This is a genomic window from Shewanella electrodiphila (assembly GCF_023283985.1).
Taxonomy (GTDB): Bacteria; Pseudomonadota; Gammaproteobacteria; order Enterobacterales; family Shewanellaceae; genus Shewanella; species Shewanella electrodiphila.
In genome coordinates this window covers 490,941-514,073 of sequence record NZ_JAKIKU010000003.1, presented here as the reverse complement: position 1 = coordinate 514,073, position 23,133 = coordinate 490,941, and the positions used below count along the sequence as shown (strand labels likewise).

Sequence of the window (23,133 nt, the reverse complement as noted above, 5' to 3'; positions counted from 1 at the left end):
CTGTTGCGCATGTTAGCATGGCATCAAATTGATACAGAATTATTGCCCAATTATTAAGCAAATATAATAAGAAGAGAAAGCCATGAATTTAACCTTAGTCGTTGCTGTCATTGCAATTTGCTATGTTTCTTTACTGTTCATCTTGGCATGGGGTGCTGAGCGGTGGTTTAGCAAGATCACCAAAAAGGTGCAGGTTTGGATATACGGCTTAAGTCTAGCGGTTTATTGTTCGTCATGGAGTTTTTTGGGCACAGTAGGTCAATCTGCAAACGATTTATGGTCATTTTTACCAATATATTTAGGTCCGATACTGGTCTTTACCCTAGGTTTTGGGGTACTGCGCAAGATGGTTATCATCTCAAAAGCGCAAAATATTACCTCTGTTGCTGATTTTATTGCTGCGCGATATGGTAAGTCTCAGACCTTAGCCGCCATCGTTACCTTAATTGCTTTATTTGGAATAATGCCTTACATCGCCTTACAACTTAAAGCGATGGTATTTAGTTTAAATCTTTTTCAACCCGATAATCAGCCACTCAGTCCTGTGAGTGTCCCTTTATTAATCACCTTCGTTTTAGCCATTTTTGCGATTTTATTTGGCACAAGAAAGCTAGATGCTACCGAGCATAATCCTGGCATGATGGTGGCTATTGCATTTGAGTCATTAGTCAAATTAGCCGCTTTTTTGATTGTTGGTTTTGTGATTACCTATGGTTTTTTTGATGGCTTTGGTGACATTTGGCAACAAGCATCAGAAAAGGACATTATTAAAAAAGGTAATTTGAATATTGTTTCATTTCTACCCGAAATGTTGGTGGGTATTGCGGCCTTTATGTGTATGCCACGTCAGTTCCACGTGATGGTCGTAGAGTGTGCTGAAGAAACTGTACTGAATAAAGCGCGATGGATATTTCCGCTATACCTCGCCATGTTTGGTTTGTTTGTTGCTCCGCTTGCTTTAGCTGGCACCTTATTGCTAGGAGATAACGTTGCTGCTGACACTTATGTGATTAATCTGCCGTTAGCACTCGATCAACCCGTGCTTGCGGTTATTGCACTACTGGGTACCTTATCTGCTGCTACAGGGATGGTCATCGTAGCGGTTGTGACCATTAGTGTAATGATAAGTAATGAATGGTTAGTCCCATTTATGCTACGTACTGGGCGCGTTAACGGTACCAATTTTAATCAGTTTGCTAGATTCTTATTAAACGCACGCCGTTTAGCCATCGTTATCATTCTGGCGTTAGGTTACTTAAGTTACCTATTGTTTGGTAATAGTGAGTCATTATCACATCTTGGTCAGTTATCTTTTGGTGCATTTGCGCAATTAGCACCGGCTTTATTAGGCGGAATGTATTGGAAGTATGGTAACCGTTCTGGGGTGTTTCTTGGTTTAGCGGTTGGCTTTTCGCTTTGGTGTTACATTTTATTTGAAGGCAGTGTCGGACTTGGAGGAGACACAGGATTATTAGCCTCAATCAGCCCTGAAGTTGCTGATACCTTGATTGCACTTTTAGCCAATGTAATTTGTTATGTTTTAGGTTCTTTATGGTTTAGAGCCGGTGTCGCTGAACGTATTCAAGCAAGTCACTTTATTAATCCAGGGGTTAATAAGCAGGGCGATAAAAAAGATGCTAACCGTAAACATGGTGCTATTTCACAGCAAGATTTATTAATCCTTGCGAGTCGATTTGTCAGTCCTACTCGGGCTTATGAGAGCTTTAGTAAATTTTCACCCGACGCAGTGCGCAGTGACTCGTGGCACAAAGTGGCAGGGGAGCCGCTTATTTCTCACACAGAACATATGCTGGCAGGTGTGTTAGGTGCTTCAAGTGCCTCATTGGTCATGGATTCTGTACTACAAGGGCGTGACTTAGCCCTTGATGAAGTGTTCAGCTTAGTGGATGAAGCCTCTTCAAAAATCATTTTAAGCCAAGACATGCTTCGTGGTGCGATTGAGCATGCATATGAAGGTATGAGTGTTGTCGATAAAGACTTAAACCTTGTTGCATGGAACTTTAAATATGCTGAGCTGTATGATTATCCTGAAGGTTTTTTACAGCAAGGTATGCCGATTAGTGAAGTGGTTCGCTTTAATGCTGCTAGAGGTTATTGCGGTGAAGGAGATATCGAAACTCAAGTTGATATTCGGGTGCAACACATGCGTAATGGCACAGAGCATACTTCTGAGCGTCAGCGCCGTGATGGCAAAGTCATTAAGATACAAGGTAATCCAATGCCTGATGGTGGCTTTGTAATGACCTTTACTGACATTACGCAATATCGCCTGCAAGAAAAAGCATTAATTGAAGCGAATGAAACCTTAGAAACTCGTGTGCAAGAGCGTACTTATGAACTGGCGATGCTTAACAGTGAACTGCTTGAGGCTAAAGCCCAAGAAGAGCTTGCTAATGCCTCGAAAAGTCGTTTCTTAGCAGCTGTTGGTCATGACTTGATGCAACCTTTAAATGCCGCTCGATTATTTACCGCTTCGCTTGCTCAATATCCAAATTTGGATTTGGAAGGTAAAACCACCATTTCGCATATTAATAACTCCTTGCGCACAGCTGGTGAGCTGTTAACGGATTTACTCGATATCTCCAAGCTTGATTCAGGCATGGTCGAAGTTAATCGCCGAGATTTCGCATTGGGTGAACTGTTAAATGGTTTAGCAGTAGAGTTTGAGGCGATGGCGAAAGATAATCAAATTCGATTTAACATGATGCCTTGTAATGCCACGATTAATTCTGATTTATCCTTATTAAGACGTATTTTACAAAACTTCTTAACCAATGCTTATCGTTACGCCAAAGGTGGTCAAGTATTGCTTGGTTGTCGCCGTCGTGGTGATTTTGTTGAGATCCAAGTATTGGATACAGGCTGTGGCATTGACGAAAACGAAACCGAAGAAATCTTTAAAGAATTTAAACGGCTAAATCATCCTAGTAGCCGTAATGTCAGCGGATTGGGGTTAGGGTTGGCGATTGCAGATAGAATAAGCAAAGTACTCGACCATCAAATTCAAGTGAGCTCAAAGCTCGGCCAGGGCTCTGTATTTTCGATAATTGTGCCCCTTGGAGAAACGGTTAGCGAGAAAGTGATAAAGCCAGTACCAACATTAACTCAACCGTTAGCGGGGGTGAAAGTGTTATGTATTGATAATGAAGAAGCTATTTTAGCAGGGCTTGAAAGTTTATTAACCCGCTGGAAATGTGAAGTGGTTTGCGCCTCTGATTTAGCCGATGCACGTATTAAGCTGGGCTTAAAAGGCGTGGCACCAGATATTGTGTTAGCGGATTATCACTTAGATAATGACCAAAATGGCGTGGATGCGATGGACGGTATTCGCTCTCGTTATGGTGAGCATCTACCTGGCATTTTGATTACAGCCAATACTAATAAAGATCTCGTTGATGATGTTCAAAAACGGGGCTATCACTATATGGCGAAAATGGTAAAACCCGCAGCGCTGAGGGCACTTATTTCAAGCCTAGTAAAATAAAATTTTTAGATAATAAGTCACAGACTTAAGTATTGAAAAAACAAATTGAAAGGATGAAGAATGATTACAGTCTTTGGGGATGAAAAGTCAGGTAACTGTTACAAAATTAAGTTAACTCTAAGTTTACTCAACATAGACTATCAGTGGAAAAACGTAGACTTACTTAAAGGGGAGACGCAAACCTCTGAGTTTTTAACTAAAAGCCCACAAGGTAAAGTCCCCATTATTGAATTGCCTGATGGCAAAATATTGGCTGAATCAAACGCAATCATTGGTTACTTAGCTGAAGGTTCGCAGTTGATCCCTCATGATACATTCGACAAAGCATTAATGTATCAATGGATGTTTTATGAGCAATACACACACGAACCTTGCATCGCAGTGGCGCGTTTTATTCAGTTTTATCAAAATATGCCTGCTGAACGTCAATCTGAATATATTGTGTTACATGAGAAAGGTGAGCAGATATTAAGTTTGCTCGATAAAGAGCTTCTGGCTAAGCCGTTTATGATAGGGGAGCAATTTACTTTGGCTGATATTGCCCTTTATGCATACACTCATGTTGCTCATGAAGGCGGTTTTGACTTGTCAGTATATCCCAATATTCAAAACTGGTTATTTAGAATCACTGAGCAAATTGGGTATGTGGCAATGATAGACTAAGGGATATTACAGGCATAAAAAAACCTTACCGAGTGTGACTGTTCAAACAGTGACACCCTAGTAAGGTTATTTGAGTCAGTTTTAAATTACTTTGCTAGTTTAGTGAAGTAATCAAAAATTACTGGTACATCATTCTGACCCATACCTGCATCAACCGCTTCTTGTAAGCTTGTTGAAGTACCTTGAGCGATTAAAGACTTAGTACCTAAGTCTTCACACATTGCAAGGAAGTAACCAAGATCTTTGTTTGCGTTAGCAACAGAGAAACCTAATTTTTCTTCACCGTCTACAGCGTAGAACTTACAGAACTGCATGAAAGGTGAATTTGAAGGACCAGCTGACATAATGTCAAACAGTTGTTGTCCGTCAACACCAGCAAGTTTTGCTACAGCAAATGCTTGAGACATAGTTGCAACGGTTGTCATGCCCATGAAGTTGTTAATTAACTTCGTAGTATGGCCAGCACCTAATGCACCTAGGTGGAATACATTCTCGCCTTGCTCTTCTAAAAGCGCTTTAACTTTGTTGAATGTTTCCATTTCGCCAGCAGCCATGATGTTTAATAGACCATCTTTAGCGTGTGCAGGAGTACGGCCTAAAGGTGCATCAATCATGCCTGCGCCTTTTTCTGCTAGTGCAGCACCGATTTTCTTAGTAGAAGCAGGGATAGAAGTACCGAAGTCAACTAATACAGATCCTTCTTTAATACCGGCTAAAACACCGTCATCACCGTAAACAATTTTTTCAACAACAGCTGAAGTCGTTAAACAGAATTGAACAACGTCACTCGCTGCTGCTAGTTCTTTTGCTGAAGTAAAGGCAGTTGCGTTACCACGGTCAATAACACGAGCAACAGCTTCTGCACTAAGATCCATTACATTGACTTGATAACCTCTCTTTTGAAGGTTCTCAACCATGTTGCCGCCCATAAGGCCAAGTCCGATGAAACCAATGACAGGCTTTGTCATATCTAACTCCTAAATATATTGGTAAATGCTATCCGAATGCTAATAAAATCTAGCATCTAGAATAGGCGTGCTAAGTTATTTTTATAAAGCGATGACTGAATTTCAGTGTTGGCTTTATATATTCAATTAATGATTCGAATTCTTTACTTACTTCTGATTTTTTAATTGTATTACAATAAGACTGTAAAGCCAAACTATTACTGACCAATTATCTTAATTGGTTTACCAATTTGTGATTTTGTGATGTTGGTTGTTTTTTGAAGTAAACAAAGTGGTGTGGCTATTTGTATTTATTTAAGAGAGCCCATTAATGTTTAATAGGCTCTCTTTGAAGGTGTGGCTAAATTAGAATCTAGCGCGTAGACCTAGAGTGTAACGACGATCTGATTCACTGTATTTCCATGCTGAACCTAGCTCTGTTGTGTACTCAATTGGTTCACCTGTTAAGTTCACAACGTTACCGACAACAGCAAAGTGTTCATTAATATCCCAGCTAGCAGAGAAATCAAACTGACCACGCGCTTCACGGTAGTTGTTACCCACAGTTGCATCAAAGTTGTCTGCAGTAGGGTCATTTTGGTTAAATACGTTATAACCTAAAGCACCCACTGTTTGAACACGTTTTTCAGCTTGTGAATATAAGTAACGGTCACGCCAGTTGTATGCTAAACGGAACTGAAGATCTTCATTTTCCCAGTAAATTTGACCGTTAGCCGTATTTTCTGAAATATTTAGAAGAGGGTTACCGTCAGGCTGTGCACTATCTGCATAGGTATAGTTGGCATTAACACCAAAACCAGACCAGAAACCAGGTAAGAAGGTAAACTGCTGTTGATAAGCTAATTCAATACCTTTTACTTCACCGCTACCGCCATTAACGTCAGTATCGATTACGATCCCCGTTTGGCCAGCCGCTTTTTGTTGGTCAACGTAAGCTAAACCTTGATCTTCTGTAGCAAAGTTAACATCGCCTTGGCTTTGTCCTGCTGTGTCGAGTAAACAAATGTTGCCCCACTCAGTGGTGTTTTGACCTGAGACAGTGCTTGCATCTGCTAAACAGCTGCTGTCAGTTTGGGTAAATGAGTTAACATCTTTATAGAAAAGTGCAGCAGACACTAGACCACCGTCTCCAAAGTAATGCTCAACCGAGAAATCATATTGCGTTACACGGTATGGCTCAAGTTGGTAAGAACCTTGAGTACCAGTCACTAACGAGTTATCAATTGATAATGCAGGGCTTAATTCATCAAAGTCTGCACGACGCATTACTTTAGCTGCTGCGAAACGCATTAAGGTTTCGTCAGTTAACGTATAAGTTACGTTTAAGCTAGGTAGGAAATCCGAGTAATCATTTTTACCTGTATCTAAAACTTTATTACCATCAGCATCAACCGATGCAACAACACTTGATTCAAGTTCTGTTTGAATATAACGACCACCGAATACCGCTGTTAGGTCGTCGAAATCCAAATGGAATTGAGCATAAATCGCGCTGGTTTTCTCATTAATTTCTTTATATGCACCATTATCTTCTACCATGTTGTCAGCTAAAGAGCCGTTCATAGCATAAGACGTGCCTGCAAGCATTTGCTTAACAAGTTCATAAGTTGCTTCAGTATTTTGCAACTGATCAGCATCGTAAACATTGTATGTTAATAAATCGTTTTGACCGTTCACACCTGTTTGATCAAATGAGTTATTTAAATTGACAATGTTCATGCTGTCGCTAAGAAGCGCATTATCAATCCAGATTGGCGCAAAATTACCATTATCATCAACGGCTTTCTTATATGAATCTTTTAGCGTGGTATTGCCATTAATTGGCTTAAGATCATAACGATTAGCTGTGTAGTCTCTATCAGTAAAGCGAACACCAGCTTTAACCGCTGATACCCAATCTACACCGATATCAGACATTTTAAAGTCAAAGCGAAGTGCTTGCTCTTCATTGTCTGTTTCAAGTGTTTTGTGGAAAAATTCACGGAACACTAAGTTATCAGGGTTAGTTAACATACCCGAGTCGGCATACATATAACCAGGAATGCCGCCACCTGAATAAGAGCTACTCGTACTGGTGTGAGTCACTAAATCAGTTGTAGGATCGGTACGTTCGATAGGACGTAAGTTGAATTCGTTTGCTGTTTGTTTTTCTTCAGATTTTGATAAAGAGTACTCAGCAGAAATTTCAATTGAATCTGTTAAGAACCATTCACCGCCAATAGCGTGTGAAGTGGTATCAGATGTAGTGAAGTCACTCCATGTTTTTGGAATCACTAATACGCCATCTAAATCGTAGTTATGTAACTCACCATTACTATCATAGTATGAATCACTTCTAGCGACACTAGAACCGCCCACATCAAGAATAGAGTACGCTGATTGACCACCGTCAAGCTTTGTGGCATTCAAATCAAGATAAATATTAGCTTCTGCACTCACAGGTTCCCATTGTAGCGAGATACCATAAGCAGTACGTTCACGTTCTTCTGTTTTTTGCTCTACTGTATTCTGAGTACGACGCAGGTATTTACCATTTGGTCCACCAGAATCATCAACAATACCGTCACCATCAATGTCAATATTGTCTTGTAAATCTACTTTGCTAAAAAACTCATCACGGCGTAATTCACGATCTAGATAAGCTAAGTTAGCTGACGCACCAAATGAACCCGCATCACCGAGGTCCCAGTTATTACCAATACCCATAGAGAAATTAGGTGCTGTATTTTCTGTTTTGTCTGCGTATTCACCGTCTAACGTTATCGCTACTAGAGGCTCTGAAAGTTCTAGTGGACGAATCGTTTTCATGTTGACAGTACCCCCCAAGGCACCTTCAATCATGTCAGGAGTCGGTGACTTAATTACTTCTACTGTTTTTAAGAAACTTGATGGGAAGTCATCTAACCCGATACCGCCACGGCCAGCGCCAGCAGTTGAACGGCCATTAAGTAGTACAAGGTTTTCTGATACACCACGAATTGTGACAGATTCACCAACACCAAAGTCAGTGCCAATTGAAACACCTGTAATACGTTGTAATGCTTCTGCAATGTTGTTATCTGGTAGCTTACCTATGTCTTCAGCAACAATAGCGTCAACGATACGATCATCAGTTCGTTTCATTAAGTTTGCCGCTTTCAAACTACCGAAGATACCTTTAACAGCAATCACTTCGATGTCATCAGTATCTGCTTGTTCAGTTGGTTCTGCAGCGTAAGCTGGTAGTGTTAACAGTGCTGTTAATGCAGCACCGAAAATCGATATATTAGTCGCTTTACTTTTAGTGTCACTAAACATGGCACTTATTTTATTCAGCTTCATAATTCCCCCAAGAATGGTATCAGGTCATACATTACCCTTTGGTATGACCAATTGTTGTTGTTTTTATCAACAGCAACATTTATATAACAAGGGTAATTCGAATGCAACCTATTATTACCAAAATGTTCACATTGGTATACCAAGGTCTAATCTTTCTTGGTTTGTCGCTATTTATGAACGATACTGGCTGTTCTTTAGTAGTGCTAAGACAGGGGCCTGTTCTGAGCTGTATTCTGGCTCATCTATTTGTTTTTATGGGGTTTAATCTTTATCGGCGGTCGTGCTGTAGATGTGGGGCTTTGATAGTTTAAATACAGTTGTCTAAATTTTGGTAATGTATCAATCTACGTATTGGTAATACCAGTTGGTGTTGTTTTTATTACAGAACTTATTCACGTAGTCCTAGATTTTAATTGAAATAAATCAAGTTTAAATTAGGTAATGTTGTAAAAAGTACTTATAAAACAGGTGTTAAACTCATATTTAAAAACTTGCAATTTCAGGCGAGGATTTTTCAAACTTGTAATAATGTAACGAACCTGTGAAAAATTAACATATTGGTGCTCAATATAAATAGTTGTTAAACATTGGCAGAGGGATTAATTGCGGAACTCAATATCAAGTTCAGCAATTTAGTTAATGAGATTAGTTTTTAGTTAATGCAGTCTCATTTGTTAGCAAAATAACGTGTAACGGCAGGTTGGTAAGGGGTATCAATCCCGACGTAAGCAGGTCCAAAAGCTGAAAGTCCGCGCTCAGTGGTGAACTCTTTAGGTGCGGGAAGTACTACAATGGCCACGTTCATCTGTTTATGATAATTAGGATTGGTAATAGGGGTTAAGTTATCCATATCTAAGCTGCAAATTAAGTCAGGAATAGTGATATCAACCTTGTCATTGACCCTGGCCACAAGGTTCTCATTTTTTACTTCGATATGGTAACGGTTGTTCTTATATTCACCCGTTCCGTCAATAAATACTTCGCCTATAGTAAAGCCATCTTGGGTTTTAAAGTTAAAATCAGTGACCACGCCTCTGAATGCCACATAACCTTCACCGTGACTTGCTATCGCAGTCGCAATATCTTCGCTTTGTTCTTTGGCTAGACGATAAGCTTGACCAATCGCTAATGATTTAGAAATTGTTCCTTTAATGACGGCATTTTTTACTTGCTCAATGGGCATAGCATGATCAATCGCGGCAATGTCATTGCGACTAATCATAGATAAAGCACGGACAACGCTTTCAGCGCGTAAATCATCTACGACATTTTCACAGATAAAACACTCACCAAACTCATTAGCTGTGACTATTGGTGCTGCTGGAATATTATTAAAATAGTAAGTTGAATGGGTTATCTCTGGCACTGCTCGTCCTGCTACATCAGCATCAATAATATAGCCATTTGCCATTGCTGCAACGTAGAATGAGATAGCGGTATTTGACCCCCCTAATTCACAGCAAATGGTGCCGTAGAATTCATCGCCCGTGTATTTTTCTAAGCGCCTGAAAGCGGTCATGATTGAGCTGCTATTTGACTTAGGCAGACGCGTATATTCCTGCTCTTCCTCTACTGTGAGTGGTGATAATGCACCGAGCATATAAGGAGTGCAGATTTTTTTACCTGTTGGCACATCATCAACACTGACTAAGTTAAAGGTTTTACCTTCTGCTAGTGCTTTATCAATATAATAGAAGCCCTCGTCAAGCTCACCCCCCCCACCAGTTCCTAAAATAGCGCAACCGTGCAATATGTCTGATAAGTCTAATCGAGTCAGTGTTTTCATTGTATACGTCTCTTAAGCTATAGGTTAAGGGAAAGTCAAAAGGGGCTAACCGCGTTAATGTTAGGGACTAGCTAAAAAATATGTTTTTAAAAATGGCGACTACACAAAACAATTGATGGTTTAGTTTGAGCGAGACAAACGATTTTTTTGCCAAACTTTCATCAATAGGTAATAACTCGGCATTGTGATGATGATTGCATCGCACACTTCAATTCCAGTAAAAGTGAAATAACCGTTATTGACGAGTAGCGAGGTCGAAATTCCAATTCCCCAAGCTATAACGGCTAAATAATTTATTGCAGGTAAATGAGAAATTTGTGCTAATTGATAAGTTTTTTGTCTGCGAAGGATAAAAAAATCGACGACATAAATAGCAGCAACAGGCGTGAAAATGATCGATAAACTAAATAAAAAGTCGGTAAAGTTTGCTAATAGATTGAATGAAGCAACGATAGTACCCAGTACACCAGCCACTACGATAATTTTCCATTCTTCCCAGTTAGCATTAATGGCATTAAATCCTAATGCTGCACTATAAAGGTTAACTACATTAGTGACCCAGCTGGACATGATTAATAATATAAAGGCTAATGTACCAATTCCAAGCGTAAGCATCACTTGTAAAATGTCATTTTGCTGAACTGCTAAGCCAGCCATTGCCGCAGCAATATACACAAATGTATTGAGCAGTAAAAAGGGCAGGAATGAGGCGACAACTGTATCGGTTTTGGTTTTAGCGAATCGAGTAAAGTCAGGCATCAGTACCACACTGACGATAAAACTTCCGACCACGGCGGATACAGCCTCACCAAAACTAAGTGAAATAGTGTCCATTTGGTTAGTCTGTGCTGCAGTTTCTGTCGCGGGGATCACGTAGCCAAAACTCTTGTAAAGCATATATGCGGTCAATATAAACAGTACGGGAACAAACAAACTGGATACTTTTTCAATAAGCGAAAAGCCCCAGATAGTGGTCAGCGTAATAAGGACCCCTGCAGAGATCTCTAACGCCCAGATAGGAAAGGTAAAATTAAACATTTGCAGTATTAAGCTTTGCGATACTTCGCTAAACAAATTGATGTTAACGCCGTACCAACCAAGTAAAGACAAGACAAATGCCAAAGTAAGCAGGTTGGCGCCTTTCGTACCAAACACAAACTTCATCGTCATACATGATGCTAAGCGGTTATGCATGCCTACTAAGCCCGTTATCGCACCGAGCACAGATAGAATGACACCACCTATTAAGAATGCATAAATACTTTGTGTTATACCGAGTGCGCCGCCTAATTCTAAGCCAGTAATGAGTCCAGGAACAGCAAAGGCAAGGCCGCCATTAATCATTCCAATACGGATGCCACCTACGGTTTTATGTAAAGGAACAGGGCTGGTGGCATAGTCGTCAAGTAATCCATCATAATTTGATTTATCAGCATTTGATGGTGCCGAGCTTGACTGACTATTTAGTTGTACTGGCTGATTTACTGACATGAACCCTCGACAGGCCTCAATTGAGGCCTTTGATTTAATGATTAATGAATTAGAAGTTATATATTGCTTCGATACCATAGGTACGAGGTTTATTTGGCATACGTGCTAAGTCAGTTACGCCATCCCCATAAAAGAAGATATCTTCAATTGTGCGTTCATCGGTAAGGTTATTCACATAAAGTTGTACTGTCCAATCGTCAGACTGTAAACCAACGCCAGCGTTAATAGAGGTGAACGTTGATGAGGTGACATCGGGAATTTCAATATCAAAATATTGTGGCCCCTGTACTTGAATATCTGCTCGCGAAACGATTGACCAATTAGCCCCAATAGGGAAGAAGTGGTTAGCTGAAAGTGTATAACTGTATTCAGGCACCCACACTTGTGAGTAGCCTTCAAGTTCAGGTCTATCTGAGAACTCTTTAATTTCAGAATCAATAATGCCAGCATTAAAACGCACATCAAGATTCTCTGTCGCAGCCCAACCTAATTCAACTTCTGCACCTTTGGTTTCTACTTTATCAATAGCAAGATTTTCTAGGGTAAAGCTATCAACATTAAATTGGGTAATTTGCGCATCAGATTGTGAAATCATAAAGATTGCACCGTTTAAAGTTACTGTATTTGAAAATAATGTCGTTTTAAAACCCGCTTCATAGCTATCGGATACTTCTTGATTAAATACGCGATTAATTCCTTCTGCTGGTTCATTAAAACCACCACTTCTAAAGCCTTTTGAGTAACCGGTATAAAGTAATAAATCTTGGTTCATTTGATAAGCTAAAGTGAATTTAGGTTGCCACTCACTGAATGTATCTTCAGCAAATGTGTCTACTGGATAATTAGGATCGTAAGACTCTCGCTTGTCATTGTCGTATCTAAGCGCAGCAGTCAACTCAAGTTTATCGGTAATGTCATAGTTGATTTGTCCTGATAGTGCCCAGGCTTTACTGCTATTTTTATCAGCAATGGTCAGATAAATCATATCGTCAGTAAAGTCATCTCTGTCTAACGGGACATCACCTAAGAAATCGTCGAAGAAGTTAATGGTGTTATCACGTTTTTTGTCTTGATAAAACGCAGATACTGCCCATCTTAATGGTTGGTCACTTTGAGAAGTGAATCGAGATTCCACCGTGAATGATTTCACATCAAATAGGCCTTCAGTGCCAAATGGGGCACGGAAAAAGTCTTCTTCGTCAATAAAGGTTGGATCAGCCGAGTAATCACCATCGTAAAAGTGATTGTTCTCAGAGCTGCTATAGGCTGTGATTAAGTCGAATGTACCAAGGTCGTAGTGTTGAGTTAATTTTGCACTGACTTCATAAACATCACGTTGATCGTTATTACGAATATTTTGAGAGGTTGGAATATCAAAATCTTCAGCAGTTTCCTCTGTTACACCTTGATAATAAGCAAAACCCGCGTCGCTGGTGGTGTATCTGCCGCGAAGGTTTAAACTGGTATCGTCAGTTAATTCGAACTCTAGCTGACCAAAAACCGAGTCTTCGGAAAAGTAATCTGCTTGTTCATCTAAAAATACATTATCAATTAAACCATCTGAATTTTTGGTGTAGCCACCGACGCGAAAGAAAGCGCTACTGTCATCATTTAATGCACCAGAGACGACACCATTTAAATTATAGGTGTTGCCATTACCGTATGAGCCTTTTAGCGTACCTTCCAACTCTTCAGTTGGTTTTTTTGTGGTCACAATGACTGCGCCGCCGATAGCGCCTTTACCGTATAGCGCACCTTGGGCACCACGCATCACTTCGATACGTTCTATATCAACTAAGTCTTGGTTGATAAACTCTAAATCAGGGGCTGTAACGCCATCGACGACAAACGCTAATGGCGCATCTCCTACCTGTGGGGTGATGAGGCCTCGAATCGTAATACGCGCTAAGCCAGGGCGAAAGTTATCTAATTGGCTTAAGTTTGGGGTCAGATCAGCAACATCACGAAAGTTTTCAATGCGCTGATTTTGGATCATATCACCACTGAATGCGGTAACAGAGTCAGGTACATTTTGCAGGGTTTCCACACGGCCACGAGCGCTTACTTCAATTCGCTCAATACCAGTATCAGCATTGCTCGATTGTTGCTCTTCTGCCGAATGAGCAATATTAATAAATGATAAACTGATGGCAGAGGCTAAAATTGTTTTTGAAAAAAACTGACGATGGCTGTGGTTCATGTGTTTGCCCTCATAGGCTGATATGCATAAATATGTAAATATTGTGCATGTGTGATATCCGTTACAACCATTGTGGCGCTTTGTGGAAAAATAATATTTTGTAATGCTATTTAAATGCAGTGAAAAATTATCGCTTTGAGATAAAACTAACGAAATTTTGCAACCAAATGAGAGATAATCCATTATAGGCACGGTAAATATAGGCTTAGGTTTCTGAAAATGAAAAAGAAAGTAAAAATTGATAGTTACAATAAGAAAATTTTGGCCACACTTCACCTTGAAGGCGATCTCACTAATATCGAATTAGCCGATAAAGTCAGCTTATCACCCAGTGCGTGTTTTCAAAGAGTCAAAGCGCTGAAAGAAGCTGGTTATTTTAGAACCTTTCACGCTGATGTGAATTTAGAACAAATTTGTGAACACGTACTGGCATATGTCGAGTTTACCTTACGTGACAACAGTGCGCCTTCTAGCCGCCGATTTGTGAGTGCGATTCAAGACATTCCAGAATTTATGGATTGCATGCAGCTAAGTGGTGATGTGGATTATATGTCCCTTAGTTGTTTTCCAAATATCAAAAAGCTTAATGAAATTTGTACTGAATTATCAGATCGTCCAGAGTTAAGCATTAAAAATATTAAAACCCGTATCGTATTAGAGCGCAGTAAGTGGTTTTTAGGTTACCCATTAGGCAGCCTTAAATGGCTAGATGATAATGCGCAAGAGAGCGAATCAGCTTAATAACTGAACTTTAATATGCTTTATCGTGACACAGGAATTAATGTCCTAAGAACAATTATCATAGTTATTCACATTAGATTGTTTATTATTTAAAACTGTCGCAGATTCTGGTTAGGATTTTTGGGTTAATGACTCTTTATACAGAATAAGTTCAGCGTAAATTTGTTTGCTAAATCGATAAACCATAATTTCTCTTCTAAATGAAAAAGACCCGTTATCAAAGCTGATAACAGGTCTTTAATCTAGCCGTATTTAACTTTTGACTGGCACTATTTACTGGCATGAATTGCAGAGATTAAACACAGCCAGCATTTCAAAGTCAGAATAAAAACAAGTCAGTTATGTTAAAAGGCAGCCGTTACTGCAATTTTGTCATTAAAAAAGCTAGCCATTACTAAAAGTATCTGCGCTACTTTGTTCTTGAGTCATATCGGCTGCAATGGTTTTCATCGCAGTGGTCAGCTTGGTGAGTTGAGCTGCATTAATAGTGTAGGGCGGCGTAATGTAGATAACATTGCCAAAGGGTCTTATCCATACTCCAAGTTGAATAAAGGCTTGCTGAAGTGCGCCGGTATTAATTGCACTGTCCATTTCAATCACACCGACAGTGCCAAGCACTCTCACATCTTTTACATGTTGATAATGAATAGCCTCTGCGAGTTCAAGTGTCATTTGCGATTCGATGTCGCTGACCTGTTGTTGCCACTTGCCCGTTTGTAATATGGCTAAACTGGCATCAGCAGCTGCGCAGGCTAATGGATTTCCCATGAAAGTAGGACCATGCATAAACACGCCAGCTGGGGAGTCACTAATGCCTTGTGCAACTTCATCACTGCAGATTGTGGCGGCAAGACTAATATAACCACCCGTTAAGGCTTTGCCTAAACACAAAATATCAGCTTCAATATTGGCATATTCATAGGCAAACAGCTTACCTATACGGCCAAAACCGGTTGCTATTTCATCTAAAATTAACAGCACTTGGTATTTATCACACAAGGCGCGTAAAGCGACTAAGTAATCGGCTGAGTAAAAGTGCATACCGCCAGCAGCTTGCATAATAGGTTCAATAATAAGGGCGGCAATGTGCTGATGATTAGCTTTTAATATTGCTTCTAAGGCGTCCGTATCGCCATCTACTAACGCCTGATTAAAGCCTGACAGCGGCGCAGGGGCAAATAATTGCTCAGTGACAGCATTACCAAACATAGTATGCATACCATTATCAGGATCGCAGACACTCATGGCTGCAAACGTATCGCCATGATAACCACGTTTAACGGTGAGCAATTGTTGTTTCAATGGCTGGTTTTTACCTTGCCAATATTGCATGGCCATTTTCATGGCAACCTCTACTGCAATCGAACCTGAATCGGCTAGAAACACTTTGGTCAGATTAGGACTGGTCATATCCACTAAGCGCTTACACAGGTTAATTGCAGGTGCGTGGGTAATGCCGCCAAACATCACATGGCTTAATGTGGTTAATTGATGCTGCATGGCATCAATAATTTCAGGACGATTATAGCCATGAATACAAGCCCACCAAGAACTGGTGCCATCAACCACAACTTGGCCATCTGACAAGGTTAATTCACAACCATCGGCTGAGTGAACCCCGGTGACTTTTGCGGCTTGACTCATTGAAGTGTATGGGTGCCAAATATGTTGCTTATCGAAAGCAAAGTCTATTTCGGAATTAATTGTCGAGTCAGAGTGTTGAGAATTTAAGTTGTTCATATTTTAACCGTTAGTCAAGGTGTGGTGCTTGGTAGCATTGACAGTTTAAACGCTGAAGGTATCCTAACCCAATATAAAGTGAATATAAAATGAATAAAAAAGGATTAATCATGTCATCGTCAGCGATCCGTCACGACTGGACTAAAGCAGAAATTGAAGCACTATTTGCTTTACCAATGAATGATTTACTGTTTAAAGCTCACAGTATTCATCGTGAAACCTTTGATCCTAACGAAGTGCAAATTAGTCGTTTATTGTCGATTAAAACCGGTGCTTGTCCTGAAGATTGTAAATACTGCCCACAAAGTGCGCGCTACGATACTGGTCTTGAAAAAGAACGTTTACTGGAAATCGAAAAAGTGATTACCGAAGCGAAAAGTGCCAAAGCTGCAGGGGCATCACGTTTTTGTATGGGAGCAGCTTGGCGTAACCCGCGTGAACGTGACATGCCATATTTAACTCAAATGGTGAAAGATGTTCGTGCGTTAGGCATGGAAACCTGCATGACCTTAGGCATGTTGTCACCTGATCAAGCTGATGAATTAGCTAGTGCAGGTCTTGACTACTACAACCATAATTTAGACACATCGCCTGAGTACTACGGCGACGTTATCACGACTCGTACATACCAAAACCGTATTGATACCTTATCGAATGTACGTGCCTCAGGCATGAAAGTGTGTTCAGGGGGTATTGTGGGTATGGGTGAAAAAGCAACAGACCGAGCAGGGTTATTACAGCAACTGGCTAACCTTGAACAACATCCAGATTCAGTACCTATTAACATGCTTGTTAAAGTAGCAGGCACACCATTTGAAAAAATTGATGATTTAGACCCACTTGAATTTGTGCGCACGATTGCAGTGGCGCGCATCATCATGCCTAAATCTCGTGTACGTTTATCTGCAGGTCGTGAGAACATGACCGATGAACTGCAATCTATGTGTTTCTTTGCTGGTGCAAACTCGATCTTTTACGGATGTAAGTTACTGACAACACCAAATCCTGAAGAAAACGATGATATGACTTTATTCAAACGCTTGGGGTTACATCCAGAGCAAGGCCCATCTGCTGATATCGACTCAGACAGTGCTTTACTTGCCAAAGCAAATGCCAAAAAAGATAAAGCAACTCAACAGTTTTTTGATGCTGGCGCAATTTAATCGTTAATAGGTTTTGATATGGTAAGTCATCCAATCTTAGATAAAATCAGTCAGCGAATGCAGCAACTGAATAATGATGGCTTACTCAGAAAGCGTAAATTGTCTCACGACAATAGCAATCCAAGCGTTATCGATTTTAGCCATAATGATTACCTAGGATTAGCGAGTGCCAATGAAATGGTTGATGCCCTTACACAAGGGGCAACAATCTATGGCGTAGGCAGTAAAGCCTCACCGTTAGTATCAGGTTATAGCCAAGCACATCTTCAATTAGAACAAAGCTTATGTGAACTCACAGGACACGAAGCGGGGCTACTTTTTTGCTCAGGCTTCAGCGCTAATCAAGCGTTAATTAAAACTCTATTTGATGCAAATAATGTGGTGATTGCCGATAAGCTTATTCACGCATCAATCATTGATGGAGTAAGAGATAGCGGGGCAGTCTTTAAACGCTTTAAACATAACGATTTAGATCATGCCAAGCAGCTACTCGAACGCAATCCCGATAGCGTGGTTATTACCGAAAGTGTCTTCAGCATGGATGGTGATAAAGCACCATTAAAGTCGTTACAGCTTTTGTGTCAGCAGTATAATAGTTTGCTTGTGGTTGATGATGCCCATGGCTTTGGGGTCACGCCAACTCAAGCCAATGGTAAGTTTTGCGATATCCAAGTGGTGACATTTGGTAAAGCACTTGGTTGTCAGGGCGCAGCCATATTAGGTCCCAAAGCAGTGATTGATTTTATGGTTGCTCAGTCTCGCCAATATATCTATTCAACAGCGTTATCACCTGCCAGTGCATATTTAGCACTAGCCGCAGTAAAATTAACCCAAGAACAACCACAAAGGCTTGCAGCTCTTAATGCCAATATTGCCGAATTTAGGCAGGCTTGTGGCAAAAACAATATTGAACTCACCGATTCAACCACTGCTATTCAACCTGTTCTCATTGGTGATAGTAATAAGACAGTGTTAATAGCGAGCAAACTTTTTGATTTAGGCTTTGCAGTTGGGGCGATAAGGCCACCGACAGTACCCGCAGGGCAAGCAAGGCTTCGCATTACAATTAACGCGCAGCATAGTCAGCATGATATTGCTGAATTGGTTTGTGTAATAGCCACCTTAATTTAATTTTTAAGCATACTTTTATGATATAAGCATACTTTTATGATAAATGTATCGTTTCGAGAGCGTGAATGAACTCAAATAACCCTGTGGCAGTGAAGTTTTCTCAGGCAGCGACAACTTATAAACAACATGATGTGTTGCAGCGGATCACCGCTGAAAAATTATTAAATAAAGCGGCGCTTAAAGGCAGTCTTGTTGATATTGGCTGCGGACCTGGCACCGATTTCACTGCGTACGGACAAGACATTACCAAAGTGACTGCGGTGGATTTATCAGAGCAAATGCTGGCAGTAGTAAACCAGTCTTTTCCTTCATATCTTACCTTGTGCGCCGATGCCGCTAACTTACCTTTATCTCAGCAACAATTTGATGGGCTATATTCAAATCTAGTATTGCAATGGTGCGGTGACTTAACGGCAGTATTTAACGAATTTCATCGAGTATTAAAACCTAAAGCCACATGCTTAATCAGTATTGTTACCAGTGGCAGTTTACCTGAGCTTGAAACATTGGGGTTAGGGCACAACGCTTTTCGAACCGTTGAACAAATAACAGCAGCAATCGATAGCCAATATTGGCAAGTTGATTCAGTTAATGAATGCAGTGAATCGCTCTATTTTAATGATTTACGAACGATGCTTTATTCAATAAAAGGTGTCGGTGCTTCGGTTAAATCTCATCAAGAAAACTCGCATAATAACGGTTCTGAAAAAAACAGTTCTAATAAAACCAGTTCTTATACAAACAGCTCTAATATAAGCAGCACAGCAGTAGAAAGAGTAACGCTTCGTGGCCGTAAAGATTGGTTAGCATTAAAGCAACATGCTGAAAAGATGAGGCAAGCAGAAGGTATTCCACTGACTTACCAAATTACCTATTTGCAGTTAACAAAAAAATAGAAGGTTTATTGCAATGATTTATTTCATCACAGGCACTGATACCGATAGCGGAAAAACCTTAGTGTCGTCAGCATTATTACATGCGGCAGAAGGCACTAAAATTGGTGTTAAACCCATCGCTTCTGGTTGTGAACAAACCGAAAACGGCCTGAGAAATAGCGATGCCTTGGCACTAATTGCAGAGTCAAATATCAAGCTTGATTATCAGCAAATCAACCCCGTTGCATTTAAGCCAGCTATTGCACCGCATATTGCGGCTAAGCAACAAGGGCTAGCGTTGACGGCACAAGGTGTAGTGGACTCCTTACCACTAACTGAGCTTGAAAAGGCTGATTTTGGATTAATCGAAGGCGCTGGTGGCTGGCGTTTACCGCTAGGCAATGGCGAGTACTTATCTGACAGTGCTAAATTTTTAGCAACACAACATCAAGTCGGTATTATTTTGGTGGTTGGCATGAAGTTAGGTTGCCTTAATCATGCTTTATTAACCCAAGAAGCGATATTGGCTGATGGATTAACCATCGTGGGGTGGGTTGCGAATCAAGTGGACCCTGACATGGCATATCAAGATGAAAACCTCGCGACGTTAACACAAATAATGACCTCTGAGTTTATGGGTTATGTCCCTCACTTATCTAACCCAACCGCAAAACAAGCTGCTCAATCTATTCGCTTTACTAAGGCCTGTTGATCTTTGCTGGTTAAGTTTTGTTCGAAATAAAAGCGTTTTAATCGAGGCGAATGAATTGATGCCTAGTCATCTAAGCACCTTTTATTCACAAAGATGCATTCAACAAAGAGTAAAACGCTTTTAGTCGAACCCTTCGGGCAGCGTTTGTTGGTCCTTTTTACTGCGTTATCAACTTTTTATGTAGAATAACTACACCACAAAGTCTCTGCCTTGTACAAATGACCAACAATTCGCTGCAAAAACAACCTCGAAAGATCAACAGGCCCTAGCGCATTAAAAGTCAATCGCATTCAAAGTTAATCACTTTTTACATTTAGCACTTTATATCCATAGGGCTTAAAACACCTGTTTGGTGTAAGCCTGCAACATGGGTATATATTTGGATTGTTTTTACATCATTATGCCCAAGTAGTTCTTGTACGGTCCTTATATCATGCCCACCTTTGGCGTTACGAATGTGCACCTGCATCACCTGTGAATCGATGTCACCAACCTGAAGTGAAATAGCCTCACCGAGGCGCAACCCCATACAGTATTAGGTGTGAAAACACACTTGATATCGAAGCTTATGAGTAAGACTAATAACGATAGAGACTTCTGTGGGCGTAAGAATATCAGGCAGTCTATGGACTTGTGGCGGCTTAACAATATTAAGCCACTGCCAGTGCTGGTCAAGGACATATCGATAGACTTATTTACAAGTGATTGTGCAACCCATTACGGTCAAGTTTCACGGTGCTCCATGAATGTGACTCAATCAAACTGGCAAAGTAGCGCTTCAAATCATCGATTGAAAGGTTATCAGGACATGCATCGAAATAAGCACTAATGCGCCTGACAGCGCAGCTTCGTTCAACAAGAGCATTAATGATAAATCACAATCAATACGAATTATCGTACAGCTTATAATCTGCATATTAGTTCTGAACTGTAATCTCATTACACTACCTATTGGTAATACCTATATTGAGAATTGGTAATAAACTTTTGTGAATTTAGGATACAGCTGAGTCACTGACTAACTTTGTTCTGTTATTTGGTAATGTTGTCATATCCATTGGTAGTGAATATAAAAACCATTCAACAATAACAGCTCGTTCCTCCTATAAGTTTCTGTTTATCATTTTCTTTTTGTTTTGTGAAAAATGTGTCAAGCCAATGCGTTAGTCTTTTTTACCCCCTTGTTACTACCAATTCTGGTTTTTGGTAATGCTTGCGGCACTATTTTGGTTGACAATGATATGTTGTGTTGGTTATATTTTGTTTAACACAAAGTTACAGGTGTGAACAGGTTGTTAAGTATGTGGTTGTGTTAGGTGGGTTGTGTGTGATTCTGTGCGTAACAATTAATCATAGCTCTTTGATCATATACAACAAAGAGTTCTGCTTATTTTTAAAACGAAATTAGATAATTTTTGGTGTTAATTAGAAGCAAAGTCTTACCTATTTTTATTACGTTTTTCAGGGTTAGTTAAGTTCATGTGTAGGTGCGTCACTTCATGCTGCGCATATAGGTATTCTAAGTAAGCTATGAAAATAGTTAAGCCGAACAATACACGATCATATTCAACAAAGAGATCGTAAATTATAAAGGATTCCAATATCAACACATATAACTCTTACCGACATATTCAAAAGAAAATGTGTGACGTTTTCGCTGTGCTAGTTTTTGCTTTAACTGTTTTTAGCGCATCACTCAATGCTCAGGAGATTGAGGATAATACGCTTATTCCTAAGTCACACACTAGTCTTGCTGAAGGTGTTTTACTGGGGGATTTGTCAAAACTCGATCCGCTTAAAAAGCCAGGTGAAAATTTTGACTTACTCGATTGGTCGTTAACCTTGCCAACCGATCTCAACAAAGATAAAAAAGCTGATACCGTCTATGAGAAATCATTAGGTAAAGGCTTTAACTTAAAGCCATTTTTTTATACAGCAGATGATGGTGGTTTGGTATTCGCTTGCCCAAACGTAGGTGCCAAGACCTCAAAAAATACAAAATATGCGAGAACCGAACTACGCGAAATGCTACGTAGAGGTAATAGCAGAATTAAAACTCGTGGCCTGACTAAAAATAACTGGGTTTTCAGCAATGCGCATGGTTCGGCGAAAGCTAAGTCTGGGGGTGTTGAAGGCAGTTTGGAAGGGACGCTGGCAATAAACCGAGTATCTACCACAGGTGATAAAAAAAAGGTTGGACGCGTGGTCATCGGGCAAATTCACGCGACGGATGACGAACCTATTCGTTTATATTATCGAAAATTACCAGCCAACTCGAAAGGGGCTATTTATTTTGCCCATGAAATAAATGATGGTGATGATATTTGGATAAATATGATTGGCTCACGTTCACATACTTTGTCAGACCCTGATGACGGCATCGCCTTAAACGAAAAATTCTCTTATAAAATTTCCGTCGAAGATGAAGTGTTGTTCGTCACTATAATCAGGGAAGGTAAGCCTAATATTACTAAGTACTACGATATGAAAGATAGTGGTTACAGTGCTAGTAACCAGTATATGTACTTTAAAGCGGGTGTTTATAACCAAAACAATGGCGGCGCCGAAGGTGATTATGTGCAAGCCACTTTTTATCATATCCACAACATGCATAAAGGTTATAAGTTTTAGCGCATTTAACACATCAATTTAAAATTCGTAACTCGTAATTCGTAACTACAATTATTGGTTATATTTTTATTTAAATTAATAGGTTAAAACTTTTGTTTGGGTTTCGTCTGTTGAAATTAATATAACTCTAATTTAAATATAAGAATTTAATAGCAGTAACCTGATTGCAATAATAAATATAAGAATTTAATGGCAGTAATCTGCTT

Annotated in this window: 14 protein-coding genes and 1 pseudogene; 8 read left to right on the top strand and 7 right to left on the bottom strand. The window is 40.0% G+C overall.

The genetic code is table 11. The features are described 5' to 3' along the window. Positions 1–82 precede the first annotated feature (82 nt). Together L2737_RS08165 and L2737_RS08160 are read left to right on the top strand one after the other, a co-directional pair. Entirely contained in the window at positions 83–3,505 is a 3,423-nt protein-coding gene (locus tag L2737_RS08165; protein WP_248955390.1) for a hybrid sensor histidine kinase/response regulator, read from the top strand. A gap of 60 nt (positions 3,506–3,565) precedes the next feature. Then, positions 3,566–4,168 carry a glutathione S-transferase family protein gene (locus L2737_RS08160; protein ID WP_283108290.1) on the top strand — a complete coding sequence of 201 codons (603 nt, stop codon included), beginning with the start codon at positions 3,566–3,568 and terminating at the stop codon, positions 4,166–4,168. Between the two features lie 86 nt (positions 4,169–4,254). On the opposite strand, the gene L2737_RS08155 is transcribed toward L2737_RS08160, so the two are convergent. From L2737_RS08155 to L2737_RS08135, 5 genes are all read right to left on the bottom strand, one after another. Further along, complete coding sequence (locus L2737_RS08155; RefSeq protein WP_102528374.1) at positions 4,255–5,136, bottom strand: NAD(P)-dependent oxidoreductase; 882 nt, start codon at positions 5,134–5,136, stop codon at positions 4,255–4,257. 345 nt (positions 5,137–5,481) lie between these two features. Further along, the gene (locus L2737_RS08150; RefSeq protein WP_248955389.1) at positions 5,482–8,457 is read right to left on the bottom strand and encodes a TonB-dependent receptor; all 2,976 of its coding nucleotides are present in this window, start codon (positions 8,455–8,457) and stop codon (positions 5,482–5,484) included. Positions 8,458–9,124: 667 nt separating this feature from the next. Next, the gene (locus L2737_RS08145; RefSeq protein ID WP_248955388.1) at positions 9,125–10,243 is read right to left on the bottom strand and encodes an S-methyl thiohydantoin desulfurase family protein; all 1,119 of its coding nucleotides are present in this window, start codon (positions 10,241–10,243) and stop codon (positions 9,125–9,127) included. 120 nt (positions 10,244–10,363) lie between these two features. Beyond that, positions 10,364–11,734: a cytosine permease gene (locus L2737_RS08140; protein WP_248955387.1), complete on the bottom strand. Its 1,371-nt coding sequence runs from the start codon at positions 11,732–11,734 to the stop codon at positions 10,364–10,366. 49 nt (positions 11,735–11,783) lie between these two features. Next, positions 11,784–13,934, bottom strand: a complete 2,151-nt coding sequence (locus tag L2737_RS08135) for a TonB-dependent receptor (protein WP_229368271.1) — start codon at positions 13,932–13,934, stop codon at positions 11,784–11,786. 219 nt (positions 13,935–14,153) lie between these two features. On the opposite strand from L2737_RS08135, the gene L2737_RS08130 reads away from it, so the two are divergent. Beyond that, positions 14,154–14,675: an Lrp/AsnC family transcriptional regulator gene (locus L2737_RS08130; protein ID WP_229368268.1), complete on the top strand. Its 522-nt coding sequence runs from the start codon at positions 14,154–14,156 to the stop codon at positions 14,673–14,675. Positions 14,676–15,059: 384 nt separating this feature from the next. Here L2737_RS08130 and bioA read toward each other — a convergent pair whose 3' ends face one another. After that, on the bottom strand, positions 15,060–16,415 hold the full coding sequence (gene bioA / locus L2737_RS08125; RefSeq protein WP_248955386.1) for an adenosylmethionine--8-amino-7-oxononanoate transaminase: 1,356 nt from the start codon (positions 16,413–16,415) through the stop codon (positions 15,060–15,062). 110 nt (positions 16,416–16,525) lie between these two features. On the opposite strand from bioA, the gene bioB reads away from it, so the two are divergent. From bioB to bioD, 4 genes are all read left to right on the top strand, one after another. Continuing rightward, complete coding sequence (bioB, locus tag L2737_RS08120; RefSeq protein ID WP_248955385.1) at positions 16,526–17,578, top strand: biotin synthase BioB; 1,053 nt, start codon at positions 16,526–16,528, stop codon at positions 17,576–17,578. An 18-nt stretch (positions 17,579–17,596) separates the two neighbouring features. Then, a complete protein-coding gene (locus tag L2737_RS08115) occupies positions 17,597–18,709 on the top strand; it encodes an 8-amino-7-oxononanoate synthase (protein ID WP_248955384.1) in 1,113 nt (370 codons plus the stop codon). Between the two features lie 65 nt (positions 18,710–18,774). Then, a complete protein-coding gene (locus L2737_RS08110) occupies positions 18,775–19,605 on the top strand; it encodes a methyltransferase domain-containing protein (protein WP_248955383.1) in 831 nt (276 codons plus the stop codon). 16 nt (positions 19,606–19,621) lie between these two features. Further along, positions 19,622–20,296 carry a dethiobiotin synthase gene (bioD, locus tag L2737_RS08105; RefSeq protein ID WP_248955402.1) on the top strand — a complete coding sequence of 225 codons (675 nt, stop codon included), beginning with the start codon at positions 19,622–19,624 and terminating at the stop codon, positions 20,294–20,296. A gap of 313 nt (positions 20,297–20,609) precedes the next feature. Here the strand turns inward: bioD and L2737_RS08100 are convergent. Further along, positions 20,610–20,741: pseudogene (locus tag L2737_RS08100) on the bottom strand (tyrosine-type recombinase/integrase); the annotation flags it as partial. A 1,265-nt stretch (positions 20,742–22,006) separates the two neighbouring features. Between L2737_RS08100 and L2737_RS08095 the strand changes: the two are divergent. Then, positions 22,007–22,927 carry a polysaccharide lyase family 7 protein gene (locus L2737_RS08095; protein ID WP_428848382.1) on the top strand — a complete coding sequence of 307 codons (921 nt, stop codon included), beginning with the start codon at positions 22,007–22,009 and terminating at the stop codon, positions 22,925–22,927. Positions 22,928–23,133: the final 206 nt, after the last annotated feature.